Here is a 15064-nt window from a genome sequence, read left to right as displayed (position 1 = left end):
ACATCATTAAACTTCCAACAAACCATTCATATCAAGCTCATCTTGATAAACTTGAACATTGCTGCGCTGAGCATATTTACTATTCATCACAATTGGCACAACTTCCTCAGCAGCCAATTCAATAACATCTTCTACTTCATTAAGTGAAATATTCATATATTTCCCCCCTTATAGTTGATAAAAAAATCACTGATAACCAAAATAAAAAGATTACCATTCATTTCACCTTAGCATGGATTTTATTTTTATCAAATACAATGTTGATTGCAAAGAGCATTTTAAATAAGAGGGTTGAATTTTAGAGTGATCAAAAAAGTTTCACAAAAAAGCTGCACTATGCGTGCAGCTTTTTCTCGGTTTGCTTTAGAGGTAAAAGTCTTAAAACTTGAAAGTGTCCTTACGGCTTCTGTAACCATAATAACCACAAATACTGGAAACAAAAGCGCCTATCAGACTGCCTAAAAAGCCCCACCATCCCATCTTTGAGGCTGTGTTCGTCACTTTCGTGGCTGTGTTTTTTGCACCCTTGATCGTATCTTCAAGATTGTCAGAGAGACTTTCAGCTCGTTCTTCCAGCGCTTTTATCGCATTTTGCGTTTTTTCCTCTGCACTTTGATAAATATGAAGGGCACGGTTGGTTGCTGTTTGTGCATCTGCACGGGGCATGCCATCTTTTATGAGAGCATTGATGATATCGCCTCGATCAAACTTTGTCGTGAGATCTTCTACACGATCAGAAAGACGTTCACCAAGATTTTTTAAAGTCTGGCGGTAGTGAGAAGGGTCCTTTTTAAAAGCTGTTATCGCAGAACCAATATCATTGAGTGCTGCTTGATAAGATGTTTTTAAGCGCTCAGGGTTGAGAGCAGGTATATCGCTTTTATGGAGAAGGGTGCGCAATTCATTGCCAAGTTGGTCAAAATTGATGCCACCATCGCTGTTTTTTGTCAAAAACTTTGCAAAATCTTCACTGTTTAATTTTGTAAGCAGGGGGGAAATATTTGTTTTGAAACTGTCTATGGTCTTTTCGATCATGGAGCTGTTTTCTAGGGCTGTTTGAGCTCCTATTTTTGCTGTGCTTGAAACCACATGAATGGCTTGGAGGGTCATAAGAAGTGTTATGAGAGCCCAGGTTAAGAAACCATGAAGAACCCCAGCGGTTTCGGCAAAACGCCCAGCCACAAAGCCTCCCAAAGCAAGACTTATCAGCATAACGATAAGAGAGCCAATGCTAAAGGAGAGGAAAGAGCCTTCAAAAGGGGTTGAAGAGGTAAAATCCATTTGGCTCAATCCTAATGCTCCTACCAAAAAAGAGAGGCAGATTGAGGTTGCAAGAGCCGTTACCAGTCCGGCAAAAATGGCGGACCATGAAATGGGTGTTTGAAAAAAAGGATATTCTGTCTCTAGGGATGTCTGCCCTAGAAAATTCGTATCGAAAGGTGTGTTTTCAGGAATGCGGGTTTCCATGTTTTATCTCCTTGAATATGCTGGAGATACAATGCCTTATTGTCAATTATGTTCCAAAATAGATGGATAGGTGCTGAAAATGAATAGAAAAGGCGCTTTAACGTTTGTGTTATGTGAGGAAAAACGTTGGTATATAGACAATTCAAAAGTTCTAACTTATGCCTAAAGAAAGGCGTGTTTCTCCCTATGGTGTATATTATCATTGCATCTTTTACGGGAGAGAATAAATTTGAAAAATTGAATGCTGTCGTTTATTGGCCTCTAGCTTATAAAGTAAGTAGAATATATGCTTAGAATATTACTGTTTTTATGGGAGGAATGTTTTATAAAACAGAGCTAGAAAGTCAGGCGTTAGGGCAAAAATAGATATCAACTCAGAATATTATAAGAGCTTATGAATTAAGTTAAAGAAGAAAGCGTGTTAACTTTTTGTTCTATAATATTTGTCAATAAATGAGACGGTAATTTTTGTTATGTTTGTCTTAAATAAAAAGTTTTTATGAAATAAGTACAATATATTGGATATTGGGTTTTTTAGTGTTTTGCAGAAGTGTCATTATACTCTATGAGTTGATAGACTTAAACGCTTTACAATAATGATGTATGTTGATAGGGTTCTTTAAGCTATTGTTGTGTTACACGCTGTATTTATACCATAGTTTTTTTGGGGGTAGAGACGTCAGAGATTGTTTTTCTACTTTGCATTTTATCGATCAACTTTGATGAATCGTGTATAGAAAGTGGCATTATTGCTGTGGAGAGAGTGTGTGCTTTTGCTTATGATATTGATGAAAAAAGAAGCGGAAGATTACAGCAAAGTGTATGTTAAAGAAAAGCTTATTCATGGGGTAAATTTTTGCCTGTGAAGCATGTAGAATAAAATTTTATTGATTAAAAAATAATAGAAATTTAATTTGATAAAGTAAAATAATAACACTTTTAATTATGATTATTTATATATATAAGAAAAAGTGTAATTATATCTGTTATTTTTAATTGATTATATTCAATCTATAACTTTAAAAGTGTGACTTTATTTATGAATAGTAAATATACTTTGCAATTTATTATACTTATTGTGTGTTTATCGACAGGGGGATTGATCTCTACCGATATTTTTTTACCAGCACTGGCAGATATGCGTCAGTATTATCAAGTGACACAATCTCAAATTCAAAGTGCGGTGGCCGTTTTTTTGTTTGCATTGGCACTTGGACAGCTTATTTATGGACCGCTGAGTGATAATTTTGGGCGTAAAAAAACACTTCTGTTAGGCTTATTCTTGTGGTTATTTACGACAATTAGCGTAATTTATACAATTCATATTCAGGCTTTTCTTGTCTTACGTTTTTTGCAAGGGCTTGGAGCTTGTGCGGGGATTGTCTTAAGTCGCGCGATTATCAATGATTTATTGGATAAAAAAGCAGCAGGAAAACTTTATTTGATTGTTTTCCCTTTTATTGGAATGTCACCAGCACTTGCACCTTTTATTGGTGGTCTTTTGATACAAGTTTTTCATTGGCAGGCGACTTTTATCTTTTTAAGCTTTTTTATATCCTTGACTATTTTGCTGTGTTGTTTTGTGCTAACCGAAACTCTTCCTCCCCAAAAGAGACAGCCTTTTTCTCCAGTAGGATTTATGAAGGGATATTGGGGCGTTCTTAAAAATAAACAATTTATTTTTTATGCACTTATTCCGTGTTTTTCTTACGCTGCCTATTTTGCTTATATCGTGGAGTCGCCTTTTTTACTCACGACTTTGGGTTTATCGCCAATACATATTAGTTATAGCTATATTGGTGTCTCGTTGCCCTATATTTTAGGGAATTTTTTAGCGCGATGGTTTTTTGAACGCGAGTCTATGGAAAAGACTGTGGGGAGAGGGTATATTATTTTTGTTATAGGCGGTGTGCTTTTTGCTTTGCAAATGTATCTAAGTCCATGGCCTCTTGTGACAAGTTTTATGGCTATTGCTGTTCTTACTTTTGGCAATGGTTTTTTATTGCCGTTAGGGACAGCGCTGGCTATTTCATCGCATCCAAAAGCTGCGGGAGCGGCTTCTGGTGTTATGGGCTCTTTGCAATTAGGAAGTGCGGCACTCAGTGCAGCGGTTATCGGAAAAATCTCTGGTCATAGCCCACGGGCTATGGCAACTTTGTTAGCAGTGTGTTGCATGATTGGTTTTATCATTTATATTCAAAAAGCGCGTCATTTTATGACTTCAGAAGTAAGCTGAGTGAAATGATAGAGAGTATTATGCATAAATATTTCTGATGTTTTACACAAATGGGGACTTTCTCATTGAATGATTTTTTTTATTTAGTTGTTTGATTGAGAGGGGTTAAAATTGGTCATAAGCTTCGTTTGGATTTGACAAATTGGCTGTTATGGGAGGATTTTGTGGGTGTAGCGTTTCAACATACCCGTATTTTCATGACATTTGGGGGACAGCGTGTTGGCTCTAATGTATTTTTTGAAGCAAGGGAAGGAATTGATTAATTGAGTCTTCCTGTTGTTATTCTTTCTCCTGTAATGCCAATTTGGGATGGGGGTGCTTTTTGTTCTCCATTGACAAAGCTATGCGAGACAAAAGGGTTTCAAGTGACGCTGCTGGATACACTCTCGCTTTTTCCTAAGAGTGCTCATTTTCTCAATCATTCTGCTATCGAAACGGTATCTTTTATAATAGAAAAATTGGACAAGTATTTTAAAGAGCCTGCGGTGCTTGTGGGATTTTCGATGGCTGGCATGTTGGTACAAATATTGGTAGCACGGCTTTCCAATGTTCAAGCGGTACTTGCTGTCAATGCACCCGGTTATCCAGATAAGCTTTTGCAACAACGCCTTGGAGATATTTTGATTCACTTAGAAAATAATGATTTGTTGGGTGCTTTGGAAATGCTCAATGGTTTTATGCATCCTTCTGGCGTTGTGAAAAAAAGAGTTGCCTTGGAAATTCCACAAGATCAAAAAGGCCTGGCCATTGAACGAATGACAAGAGGATTTCAACTCTTATTGGCATTGGATGCTAGAGATGAGATTGTTAAGTATAAGGGAAAGTTTTTAGCGTTAGTGGGGGAAAAATCACAACTGGCAACGGTGGATAATCAAACAAAAAGCCAATGTGTTAATCATGAATATCGAATAATTTCTGGGGCTGGTACGCGTTTGTGGGATGATAATCCTGTTATGACGAATGCAATCGTTCGTGAATGGATGGAGGGATTATGAAAAAGAAAGTTCTTGTGTTCTCGAGTGATGGGCTGGGACCAGAAATCCGTGAGGGAGCGCGTTGAAGGTCTTAGAGCCCATGACTGTTGCCCATTGAATTCACTTATGGTGATATGGGGTGGAAATGTTGCAAGCAGGAAGGGGCTTGTCTTCTTCAAGTGGCTTGGTAAAAAACTCCTGAATGCGATGCTCTTTTTCTTGGTGCTGTAACAGATCAAGGAGAGGCAGAAAAAGAACTTGGCTCCTCATTTAAGAGAGCGTCAGTCTTCATATCTTTCTCCTGTTCTTCTCTGGTGCCAAAAGTTAGGTCTGTTTGCGGATAGACGTCCCGTAAGATCCCTCATTGGTTTTCAGCAGCCTTTTATTTTTATATTATCAGCGAAAATACTGAAGGTTTATGCTCGATTGGATTTTCGTGGTAACACTTTTCTAGCGCTCAATGTTGCAATGGATTTTGCTATTTAGAGAAGGATAAGATATATGCATCATACAATGTTGTTTTTGTCTATTATGAGAAGTATTTTTACTTCTTATCTCTAGTGGCTTTTATCTCTATGTTCATTTCTGCTTTTGATGTGCAAATGAATGGCTTTGGTTGATTCAATATAAGAAGATTTAAGATAAAAGAAATTTGACTGTATTTGGCTCTTCCATCTAAGATGAGCAAAAAAGATTAATGGTCGTTATAAATGAATATGTTATCTTTTATTTAAGAGCATATGAAAGTAATCTAGAAACTATGTGTTTCTTAAACTTTGTAAATAATCGATATTCTTTGTAAATTAGAAAGAGTTGTTGTGAAAAGACAAGAAGCAGTGTCATTGATAGAAAAGCTTTGCAAATTTTATTGAAAAATATGTCCGTGAAGCGTTGATTGCAAATCTGTGCCGTTCAGTTATCTGGTCATAAATTGCTGTAAAGAGCTCATAAAGTTTTTCCTTTATGCTTTTGTTTAGATTACACGATAGTTACGTGTTTGCTTCAAGGCGAGATATTTCTCAATTTGATAACAGGAACAGTTCTTTTTTCTGTAAGATGCGAAGATTTAAGAAGTGATCGTTTTGCGCTTTTATTTTCGATTGATCATTATGTGGGAATTTGTGTGGAAAATATTTGATGCGGCGTGTTTTTGGATGTTGTCAAAAACATTTTATGCGTGTGTGAGGAGAAATAAAAATGGGTCTTGATTGTTGATTAAGAGTGTTGATGTTGTGGATGAACAAATTTTTGACGCAATTCTTAGTATCTAAATGGCAAGTTCATTGCATTTTTTCAACGGTTCGCGTCCTATTTGTTGTGATACGAGGTGGTCTTTTAAAGCGAAAAAGGAAGGGCTTTTATGTATCGGATTGATTACAACAGTTATCGTTCTGTCAAGAGTTTTAATCGTCGCGTTCGTTTTCTTGTCATGCATTATACATCTCTTAATTTTAATGCCTCGGTTATGGCCCTTACAGGGGAAAAGGTTAGTGCACACTATCTTGTTCCTGATCCTTCAGAGCAGACATATCGTGAGGCTGGATTTAAGGATATGCGTATTTTTAATCTGGTTGATGAAAATGAGCGTGCTTGGCATGCGGGTGTGAGTTCATGGGCTGGGCACAGTCATCTCAATGATGCATCTATTGGGATTGAAATCGTTAATTTAGCGACCGGTCATTCTGATGCTTCAGAAGAGACCGTTGAGTTAGTGGATCATCATAGCGAGGCGTTTAGCTTTCCCCCTTATAATCCAATACAAATTGATGCCGTTAAAGAGCTTGCATTGAATATTCTTCAACGCTATCCCGATATTATGCCAACGGATGTGGTGGGGCATAGTGATATTGCCATTGGGAGAAAAAGTGATCCGGGAGCAGCTTTTCCATGGAAAGAACTTTATAGGGCAGGTATAGGGGCATGGTATGATGATGAACTAAAGAGCCATTATCAAGAACAATTCTCTAAGAGTTTTCCCTCCAAAGAGGAGGTTTTGGCGAAGCTAAAATGTTATGGCTATGATACTTCAGCTGCATGTACTGAAATAGGATACAAAAATTTGATCCGAGCTTTTCAACTTCATTTTCGTCAAGAAAATTATGATGGGATTCTCGATGTTGAAACAGTGGCAATTCTTTATGCATTGGTTGATAAATATTTTCCGTAAATTCAATGTTTTTTAATTGAAAATATGGTTAGGATTACGTTTGAGCGTTTTTTTTCTTAAGAGAGCTTGCTTTTTGCTGGTTGGCTTTATGTAAAAAAGAGCATTTATTGTTTTAAAATCATAAGGCGTTTTATGGAAATATAACTCTATAGAAAACTTTATGATTTGCAGAGATTAAGCCTTGTTGTTTCTTTGTCTTATATTCTGCTTCCTTTAAAAACGTGCAAAGTTAAGGTGTTGAGTATAATGGAGGCATGCTGCCATGCAAGATAGAATGCCTCAAACAAAATAGACTTTTAGTGTATGTTTACCTGTTCGTTTTAAAAAATATTTTTCAGTGTGTGTCACACGCACAGATTTTACAAGCGCCTTCGTAAAGATTATAAAATTTTTTGTAAAGTGTGTTGTCTCTTGTGCCTCATCATCCTTATGTTTCATAAGAGAGCAAGTCGGCACTGTTATACATTTTGCTTGCTTTCAATATCACACGATAGCCTTTGATACTTGAAATGATTCACCGGCATTTGTTGTTCTTTCTTGTATAACTTTTATCCATATGCCCACCGGCTTGTGATGTGCAAGCAAGTGGTTTTGATTGATTCAACAGAGAGAAAAGTGAAATGAGAAAATCTTACGGTATTAAAGGGTCTCAATCAAGTTGAATAATGATGAATTGTCGTTATGAATCAATATTCTATTTTGTTTCAATGTCTTATTCTATGATGCTGTAAAACACTGTCATTGAAGATGGTGATACATGGACATAAAGAGTACAACATTTAATTTAAGCATTTTAAAAATAGAATGCCAAATATTCAGGGGGGGGATTTGTCTGTAGAGCTTTGTGCAAGTGAATCATAAGTAATCAGCTAAGTGGTCTTCCTAAAGCAATCGGATTGTTTACAAACTAATGCGGTTAGGGATCTTCATTCTTTGAGGGGGATGATGTCCCTTGTTCAGTGCGGTTAAACTGAATATTCAGAGGAGGACTTATCTGAGAGATTATGCCTTAAATTACAAAGGTTAGGTGTTAAATTACAAAAAGAGAGATCAATAGGGTAATAAAGCAAGAGGGCACGCTTTAAAGAGCAGGGAAGAGATTGTTTGAATTGATGGGTAACGCCGTGCGAAGTTGTTTTATCAAGCTCATAAGGTTAACTTTTCTTGAGAATATTTTTGTGAAACTAAGTCGTTTTTGTCAGAAAGATAAGAAAATACGTATCAGAAAAGGCTGCTCATGATATTTGGTTTCAAAAATAAAAACTGGCAACGTATGTTGCCAGTTTTTCAAAGCTGTAGCTGAATAAAATTAGAATGAACGCTGTAAACGGATCATACCTTGGAAAGCACTTTTTCCATTAAAGAAATGTTTTTCATTATCATTTGTATCCTTTATAAGGCGGTCATCGTTCCAAGAAACATAGGTCAACTCAGGGGTAATCACAAGTCCTGGAACCAGCGTGTATGCAATATTGACAGACGTTGCAAAGGTTTTTACAGCACTATAAGAAATTTGAGCATTTAAATCTGCCTTTGGCGTGAGTTTGTAAGTAGCACCCGCCCAAGCAGCCCATTTACCGCCCCAGTTTGCGTAGATCGTTGTGCTTTTTCGTGATAACTCATCATCTGCGTTTACTGTGTAGTAATCAGAACCATTTTTATAGCCAGCCATTACCCATAGGTTGAAACGATCGTTAACATTGAAATCTGCACGTACTTTTCCAGCCCACTTTTTGTAGTAAGCATCATAGGCAGCAACGGCTGAAAAACCACCCCATTTTTGCATAAACTTTATACCCAAAACCACATTGGGGGTGTAATTCTTAATTGCTTTACTTGGACGAGTATCTTTCGTGATAGGAATAAGTTTTCCATCTTTTTCAATATAGTCTCCTTGCAAGTCTCTTTCCTCTGCTACGCCAGGAAGAGGATCTGTATTATTGCCGACTTCAACGCCGATAATAGCGGAAAAACCGGCATCACCATTAAAGGTGTAGGAAATAAAATTGGTGCGAGTTGTGCCGGCAGGCGCTATGCTGTCATCATTGAGAACATTTCCATAACCACCAGTCCAGCTGTTGAAAATGGTATCGTCAAGACCTACACGAAAACCACCCAATTCAATGTACGCGGCTGCAAGTCTTGCACCAGCGTTATCTTTACCATTACTCCAGTTTGAATAAATTCTTGCATATGAGCGAAGGGTTCCCATTTCTGTTTCAGAAGCGGCTTGAAAAACAAGGGTAAGCCGTGATGACGAGCCATAGGTCTTTCTTTTATTTTTTAGTTCAGTTTCGGTGGTTGCATCGATATTATCACCGCCGATAAAATCAGCACGGACATTTCCTGACAAACGCATGCAGGTTTCTGTTCCAGGGATATAGAAATATCCTTTTCCGTAGGCATCACAAACGCGAATATATTCTACAGGCTCAGGTTCAGCAACAACTGTTGAAGCAGCATGTGCTCCAGAAATTGCTAAAAAAGCTGCTGTAGAGCTTAAAAAGAGGGATTTAATATTCATATGGGATCTCCGAGGTCCGTTTAATCTTCTTCTAAGAAATATCACTTGCCTAATGCGTCAAAGACAAAGACATAAGTAAAATACGCGGTACTTATCATTCTAGCTATACTAATCTTTTTAGAGTTTCAAATATGAAATGAACTTTTTGTAATGTATCCATGTACTATTCGAGAAGATGTGGTAAAAAAGACACGGTTTTTGTTTTATTAACTTTTGGTTCCTATGGAGTCAATAAAGGAAAAAAATTTCAGATATTTGGGAAAAAAATCGAAAATGTCTTGAACTTTCTATTGATACCCTTTATGCAATTCCTTGGAGAGGTGGCCGAGTGGTCGAAGGCGCTCCCCTGCTAAGGGAGTAGGGCTCAAAAGGCTCTCGAGAGTTCGAATCTCTTCCTCTCCGCCATTATTCAATAAAATTAGTGTATTATATAAAAGTTCGGGAATTTTAAGTCCTTTGATTCTTTTAACTTGTTTTTCTATCTATCTTCTCTCAATTTTTTATCGTTTTTTGGTTAGCTTTTATTGCTAGATGCTTTCTATCCGCTGTTTTGGTGTAAAATGATGCTATTTTATCTTCAGTTCAGCCAAACAGTGCTTTTATACGCAAAATCTTAGCGCTTACATTAGCAGCGCGTATTGATGCTCATTTTCTTAATCCTTGTTTCTTAATCTTTGTGTTGATTTTTTTATACCTGTTGCCTTCCATATTTTATGAAACAAGTGACAGAAACTTCTTTGTAATGTTGGAAATTAAAGCAAAACCAATAGGGGGTGTTTCAAACGCAATCGGTTTTATGAAAATCGCTATGCCAATTTATATTAATGGGCGTTTGTCCGGTTGTGAAAAAAATGTTGCAAGAAAGTCAAAGGGCTTATTTCAAAATTTTGAATGCTTTTGTTGATAAAGGAAGGCGAAGCTTTGTTGTTGCATTGATGTTTCATATTTTTAAACGAAGGATTGTTTACGGATTTTTATGAATATAGGAAGCTGCACGAACACTTATAAGAATAAGTAGGCGTAAAGTTAGATGTGTTAGGGATGTTGTTTCACAAAGTGTTTTATATCCCTATATTTTCCCAATCTATTGAAGGCATATTTGTTGTTTTATGACGTTGTTTGCTAAGCTTTTGCTTTTTCTATGGCGTGTCAATCAATATCGACTTCTAACACAGCAGTATATGTAAGCTAAATATTTAAGACGGTTTACTGCTTTAACCATTGTATCGGCTTTTGTAAGTCAAATAGGGGAGAAAATATTGTAACTTGTTAGAGAATGATTTCTAAAAATGGGAGGATTATTTCATTTAAAAAAAATATCAAAGCGAAAAAGATAGAAATCAGTTCCCATTTTATCATCACTCATCACCTTATGAATTCAGCTTTACAGCTTTCACAAATCTTTAGCAGTTGAGTCTGTTAAATAATGGAGATTATGGGGCTCATACTTTTGTCTATCCCGTTTGGGATTACGTCCTTAATGTAAAAAAGAATGTTCTAAACAGAATATACGCGTGTTGCCAATTTATGCGCTGGTTTTAAAGAAATATCTTTCAACACTCCCAAGCTTATTTTGCAATGGTGTTCGTGAATGGTATAAAATGCAAAAGCTCCTGTGAATAATATAAAGCTTACAGAGCACATCATTTTTATGCTTATGAAAAAGCAAGGCGGCATATTAAAGGCGGCATATTATATACTTGTTTCTATGTTGTAATAGCCCTTGACTATGAACGTTCATAAGAGGCTTCTTTCCTTTCTAAAGCGGTTTTACTCATATGGCTCTTTCCACTTATGGCGTGCAAGCAAATGATTTTGATCGATTCAAAATGAAACAGATTTTAAAAAATCTGACGATATTCGGGTTTTGTGAGTTATTATTATAAATTATTGCTTTATGGATACGTTGTCTGTTGAAAGCGAGATGTTTCAAGAGTCTAAAGAAGCCCAGATCTCTTTTAGGACAAAATCTTTGAGAAAAAAGATTTGCATGTGATAATTTTATCGTTTTTCTCTTATCAAGATTTTTGAGAGTGTTTCATCCATCTCATGATGACCAAACCACACATGAAAAAAGTAAGGGTTGGTAAGATGAGGTAATAAGAGGGTGGAACTTTTGCAGGAAGAAAAGAAATAATACTTAATACGGTAATTGAAAATATTCTTCCGCTAAAAGATACAGCACCGACAACACCGGAAATATGTTGTGTTTGTGTTTGGTTTAGTTCTGAGAAAAATAAGCTTTTTGCCCCTATGGGTACAGTGCAAATAAATCCATGGATTAAAGAGAAGGCAATGACGGAGGCAGCCGTTTGATTGTTATGGACTAAAAAATAGAGCGCTATGCACATCAGCGCAGAAAAGAAAGAGAAGTACTTTATAGAATTCTTATATTTTTTATCAAGAACATGATATTTCGACATCAGTAAATTTGAAAAATATTGCGCTGAAAAAGCTCCAATATGACAGCACATCAAAACGAACATTTGTGAACCGTTGAGGTGATCGATTTTTCCACCTGAAAGTATGATCGGTTGCCAGAAATGATAAATAATCTGAATACCCGCGCTAAAAAGACACATGAGGAAAATAAACCATGCTCCGCCTACAGTGTTTTGAAAGATCCAGAGTGTTTCCTTAGCATTTTGCAAGATTGTCTTTGTTTTGTGTGTTTCAATCACCGATTTCTTTTCTTCCGGAACAATAAGGAAGACCAAGAAAATAAATCCCATCATGAGGCATGAAATGATATATCCCATAAAATATTGCCCAGAGTAATAAATCGTTCCAATGCCTACAATTCCACTGAGAATACTTCCGAAAGAATTAACTTGGTGATAAAGATGCGCATAATGCGAAAAGTGATCGTGTTTATCGCCAAGAGAATGGTAAATCCATCCATCAATGGCGCTGACAATGATGCAAATGCCTGCTGCATAAAGAATTTCTGCAATAATAAGTGCTGTCATATTGGGGGCTTTAAGGCAGAGAAGATAAAACACTCCCGTCATAAAGACGCCAGCTATAACGGAATATTTACGCCGATATCTGTCCGCTAAAACAGCGCAAGGAAAATCAAGCAGCAGAATAGTTGTGGAAAAGACAACCTGAAGTAGCGCTAATTGCGCGAGACTAACCCCCATAGACATTAAAAAAATCGCATTGTAGACACCAATGAGCATGCGTACTGCATTATAAGCGCCATAGGTAAAAGCAAGGGTGCGTGGTCTGTTCATTGTGTTGTTCCATAGACTGTACAATGAGAATTTGCACTGAAGAGAACATTTTTCTGTGAAAAGGTAGCGGTTTCATATCCCCATTCAGAGATCCGTGGAAAGTTGTTTTTTATAACCACTCCAAAATTTAAAAGGCACCTTGGTCCATATGGGGACTCAAAGCGTATTAATGAGAGGGAATGATGCGACTTTAAAGTGGTTATGAAGATCAACATAAGCCTCATAAATGAGATCATCATTTTTTGAGAGAAATGGCTTGTGGGTTTGTTGCTTCCATAGCAACCATTTTGTCTAGATCTGTAAAATAAATCCAGGATGGTAAGATCATTGACACAATCAGAATTTATAGAGGTCTGTTTATTTTTTACACACCATTCACTGATCCATTCTCTTTGCTGATCCGGTGAAAGAGCAGAAATGATCCATAAATCGGTTTTGGGTAATTTTTTGCTCTCTTTTTTTATAATCATCAACATTTGTAATCCCCCCATTTCTCTCTGTCGGCTTCTCTGTATCAATTTACGTCTAAAAAGTTGTTTTGAGACCTCATCTTTACTTTATTTATTAAAAATTATCTTGCAAGGTTCGTTATTTTGATCACATCATTACGATTAAGAATTAAATTTCTGATATAAGAGGAGGGGGCATGATGCATCGTCACTCAATACATAAATCTCACTCTATCCTGAAATGACGATTTCCTTTTGCAAAACATATTTTGAATGGAAGTTCGATAAGTATTCCTTCGATCATAGCGCCCTAAAAGAGTGCTTATTGAAGATATTCTTTAGATATTACAGACAGGACAAGAAAATAGTTCAAAACAAAAAAATCAGATGTGCGATTAAAGTTTTCATCTAATGGTGAATTTTAAACTTTATCTATTATCTTTTTTGTGATCCCCTGCGCTGTAGAAAGATCAAATTTCCTCAATCTATGTCTCTAATTTATCTCATTGATCATAAACATTTTTTAGCTGCTCCAAAACGGCATTTTTTTTACGAATAATAATATATACTGTCTCTTAAATTATAACCTTGCTCATTATTTGTCCCCGCTGATTAAATCAATTTTTCTCTAAAAACGCCGCTTGAGAAAAATGCATCCTATCAGTTTAATATTCTATGATATTTTTAAGGAAGATAACATAAAATAGACTCTAAAAAATCAATAAATTTAAATTTTTGTAAAAAACACAATTTTTGCGGCTGCTGATAAAAAACAAATTTCTATTAAAAGTAACTTTTATATCATTCAATATCATTGATTGTTTTTATCCGTTTTTGTGTATGCCTCATTTCATGAGGAGGAGCATACTTATTAATCAAAATATTATTTTTGATTGTCTTTCAATAGTATATTAAATTCTTTTTAATTCACGTATAAAGTCATTAATTTTCTCCCATAAAGATGTAAAGCTAAACAGAAAAGTTTACAACTAATACATTGAATAAATTAATTTTTATAGCTTTATTCTGTCTGTAGAATGTTTCATTAGTGTATAATCTATCCCTTTTTATTTTTATCGTAGATTATCCTAAATGGATTGAATAAATTTCAAGACGAATCTTTTGATGAGAATTTAGGTATTTATTTTAAGGTATTTTGTACGAGAAAATAGAAAAATGTTTACAAAAAAAATTCTGTTGAGAGAAGGCTTATTGCTTATCATATTTTTGCACGCCTATCTTGTGTCTGCCTCATATGGCTATACGGGTGTGGAGAAATTATTCTGCTCTAAAGTGGTTAAGGAACGGGATGATGCTGTTCAGATGTTGGATTCAGTCGAGTTTGAAAAAGCTAATGCCGAACGGGGATGGAACGATACAATGAAGTTATTAGGGGTAGCGGTAGAGGATTTGGAGAGAATAGCTTTTGAACAGCAGGAACTCTATTTGTCATTGATGAAAAATATGCCAAACAACAAACAACTTAATTCTAAATATGAGATAACTCAAAAGCGAAACGCTGCAGTTTTTGAGCGGATCGGGACATTTTTTACGCTATTTGAACATGTTAAGAAAAGAACAGAAGCCTTTCGAGAGTTAGACAAAGCCAATAAGCTTAAAGATCAGTCTCAGTCATTACATATTTTAGAAGTAATTTCTAAACATCAGGGACATGTTGATGGACTCAATAAAGAACTTGAAAGGCTCAATCACGAAGTTGATCGTTTAAATAACAGGCTTCAAAATCTGAAGAAAATATCGCGATAAAGAAACAGAAAGTTGTTCATTGATGCAAACGGGGAGAAATGCATGAGATAATGAATAACGATTTCATTGAAAAAGGAGCGAACGGTGGGATTTGCAATCGTACTCATTATATCCGTTACGGTTATTATAGGGACTCTTTGTTTTTTGTGTAACAGGAACTGTGAAAGAGCGGAAAGAGAGAGATGGAAAAGAGATGAAAACGCGCGAGAAATACGCTTTGAAAATGAAGAATAAAATGAGACCA

General features: G+C 36.1%; 9 protein-coding genes and 1 tRNA gene. 6 read left to right on the top strand and 4 right to left on the bottom strand.

The window, feature by feature from the left end; genetic code table 11:
- Window positions 1-6 precede the first annotated feature (6 nt).
- Both PVV66_RS03120 and PVV66_RS03115 read right to left on the bottom strand, forming a co-directional pair.
- On the bottom strand, window positions 7-156 hold the full coding sequence (locus PVV66_RS03120; protein WP_273718880.1) for a hypothetical protein: 150 nt from the start codon (window positions 154-156) through the stop codon (window positions 7-9).
- Between the two features lie 222 nt (window positions 157-378).
- Window positions 379-1467, bottom strand: a complete 1089-nt coding sequence (locus PVV66_RS03115) for a TIGR04086 family membrane protein (protein ID WP_273718879.1) — start codon at window positions 1465-1467, stop codon at window positions 379-381.
- Between the two features lie 1039 nt (window positions 1468-2506).
- On the opposite strand from PVV66_RS03115, the gene PVV66_RS03110 reads away from it, so the two are divergent.
- From PVV66_RS03110 to PVV66_RS03095, 4 genes are all read left to right on the top strand, one after another.
- Window positions 2507-3703, top strand: coding sequence for a multidrug effflux MFS transporter (locus tag PVV66_RS03110; protein ID WP_273718878.1), 1197 nt, complete (start codon window positions 2507-2509; stop codon window positions 3701-3703).
- Between the two features lie 263 nt (window positions 3704-3966).
- On the top strand, window positions 3967-4698 hold the full coding sequence (locus PVV66_RS03105; protein WP_273718877.1) for an alpha/beta fold hydrolase: 732 nt from the start codon (window positions 3967-3969) through the stop codon (window positions 4696-4698).
- A gap of 237 nt (window positions 4699-4935) precedes the next feature.
- Window positions 4936-5163, top strand: a complete 228-nt coding sequence (locus tag PVV66_RS03100) for a hypothetical protein (protein ID WP_273718876.1) — start codon at window positions 4936-4938, stop codon at window positions 5161-5163.
- A gap of 874 nt (window positions 5164-6037) precedes the next feature.
- Complete coding sequence (locus PVV66_RS03095; RefSeq protein WP_273718875.1) at window positions 6038-6844, top strand: N-acetylmuramoyl-L-alanine amidase; 807 nt, start codon at window positions 6038-6040, stop codon at window positions 6842-6844.
- Between the two features lie 1309 nt (window positions 6845-8153).
- Here the strand turns inward: PVV66_RS03095 and PVV66_RS03090 are convergent.
- Window positions 8154-9368 carry a porin gene (locus tag PVV66_RS03090; protein WP_273718874.1) on the bottom strand — a complete coding sequence of 405 codons (1215 nt, stop codon included), beginning with the start codon at window positions 9366-9368 and terminating at the stop codon, window positions 8154-8156.
- Window positions 9369-9682: 314 nt separating this feature from the next.
- Here PVV66_RS03090 and PVV66_RS03085 point away from each other — a divergent pair.
- Window positions 9683-9773, top strand: a tRNA-Ser gene (locus PVV66_RS03085).
- A 1613-nt stretch (window positions 9774-11386) separates the two neighbouring features.
- On the opposite strand, the gene PVV66_RS03080 is transcribed toward PVV66_RS03085, so the two are convergent.
- Window positions 11387-12604 carry an MFS transporter gene (locus PVV66_RS03080; protein WP_273718873.1) on the bottom strand — a complete coding sequence of 406 codons (1218 nt, stop codon included), beginning with the start codon at window positions 12602-12604 and terminating at the stop codon, window positions 11387-11389.
- 1625 nt (window positions 12605-14229) lie between these two features.
- On the opposite strand from PVV66_RS03080, the gene PVV66_RS03075 reads away from it, so the two are divergent.
- Window positions 14230-14820, top strand: coding sequence for a hypothetical protein (locus PVV66_RS03075; RefSeq protein WP_273718872.1), 591 nt, complete (start codon window positions 14230-14232; stop codon window positions 14818-14820).
- The last annotated feature ends 244 nt before the right edge of the window (window positions 14821-15064 follow it).

The sequence above is a fragment of the Bartonella sp. AU16XJBT genome (assembly GCF_028618665.1).
Lineage (GTDB): Bacteria > Pseudomonadota > Alphaproteobacteria > Rhizobiales > Rhizobiaceae > Bartonella.
The sequence above is the reverse complement of the archived record's forward strand: the minus strand, read 5'-3'. Positions and strand labels throughout refer to the sequence as shown.

Coding starts and splice junctions, on each gene's coding strand:
- PVV66_RS03120 (WP_273718880.1), bottom strand. CDS start 156: ATGAATATTTCACTTAATGAAGTAGAAGATGTTATTGAATTGGCTGCT.
- PVV66_RS03115 (WP_273718879.1), bottom strand. CDS start 1,467: ATGGAAACCCGCATTCCTGAAAACACACCTTTCGATACGAATTTTCTA.
- PVV66_RS03080 (WP_273718873.1), bottom strand. CDS start 12,604: ATGAACAGACCACGCACCCTTGCTTTTACCTATGGCGCTTATAATGCA.
- PVV66_RS03090 (WP_273718874.1), bottom strand. CDS start 9,368: ATGAATATTAAATCCCTCTTTTTAAGCTCTACAGCAGCTTTTTTAGCA.
- PVV66_RS03075 (WP_273718872.1), top strand. CDS start 14,230: ATGTTTACAAAAAAAATTCTGTTGAGAGAAGGCTTATTGCTTATCATA.
- PVV66_RS03095 (WP_273718875.1), top strand. CDS start 6,038: ATGTATCGGATTGATTACAACAGTTATCGTTCTGTCAAGAGTTTTAAT.
- PVV66_RS03110 (WP_273718878.1), top strand. CDS start 2,507: ATGAATAGTAAATATACTTTGCAATTTATTATACTTATTGTGTGTTTA.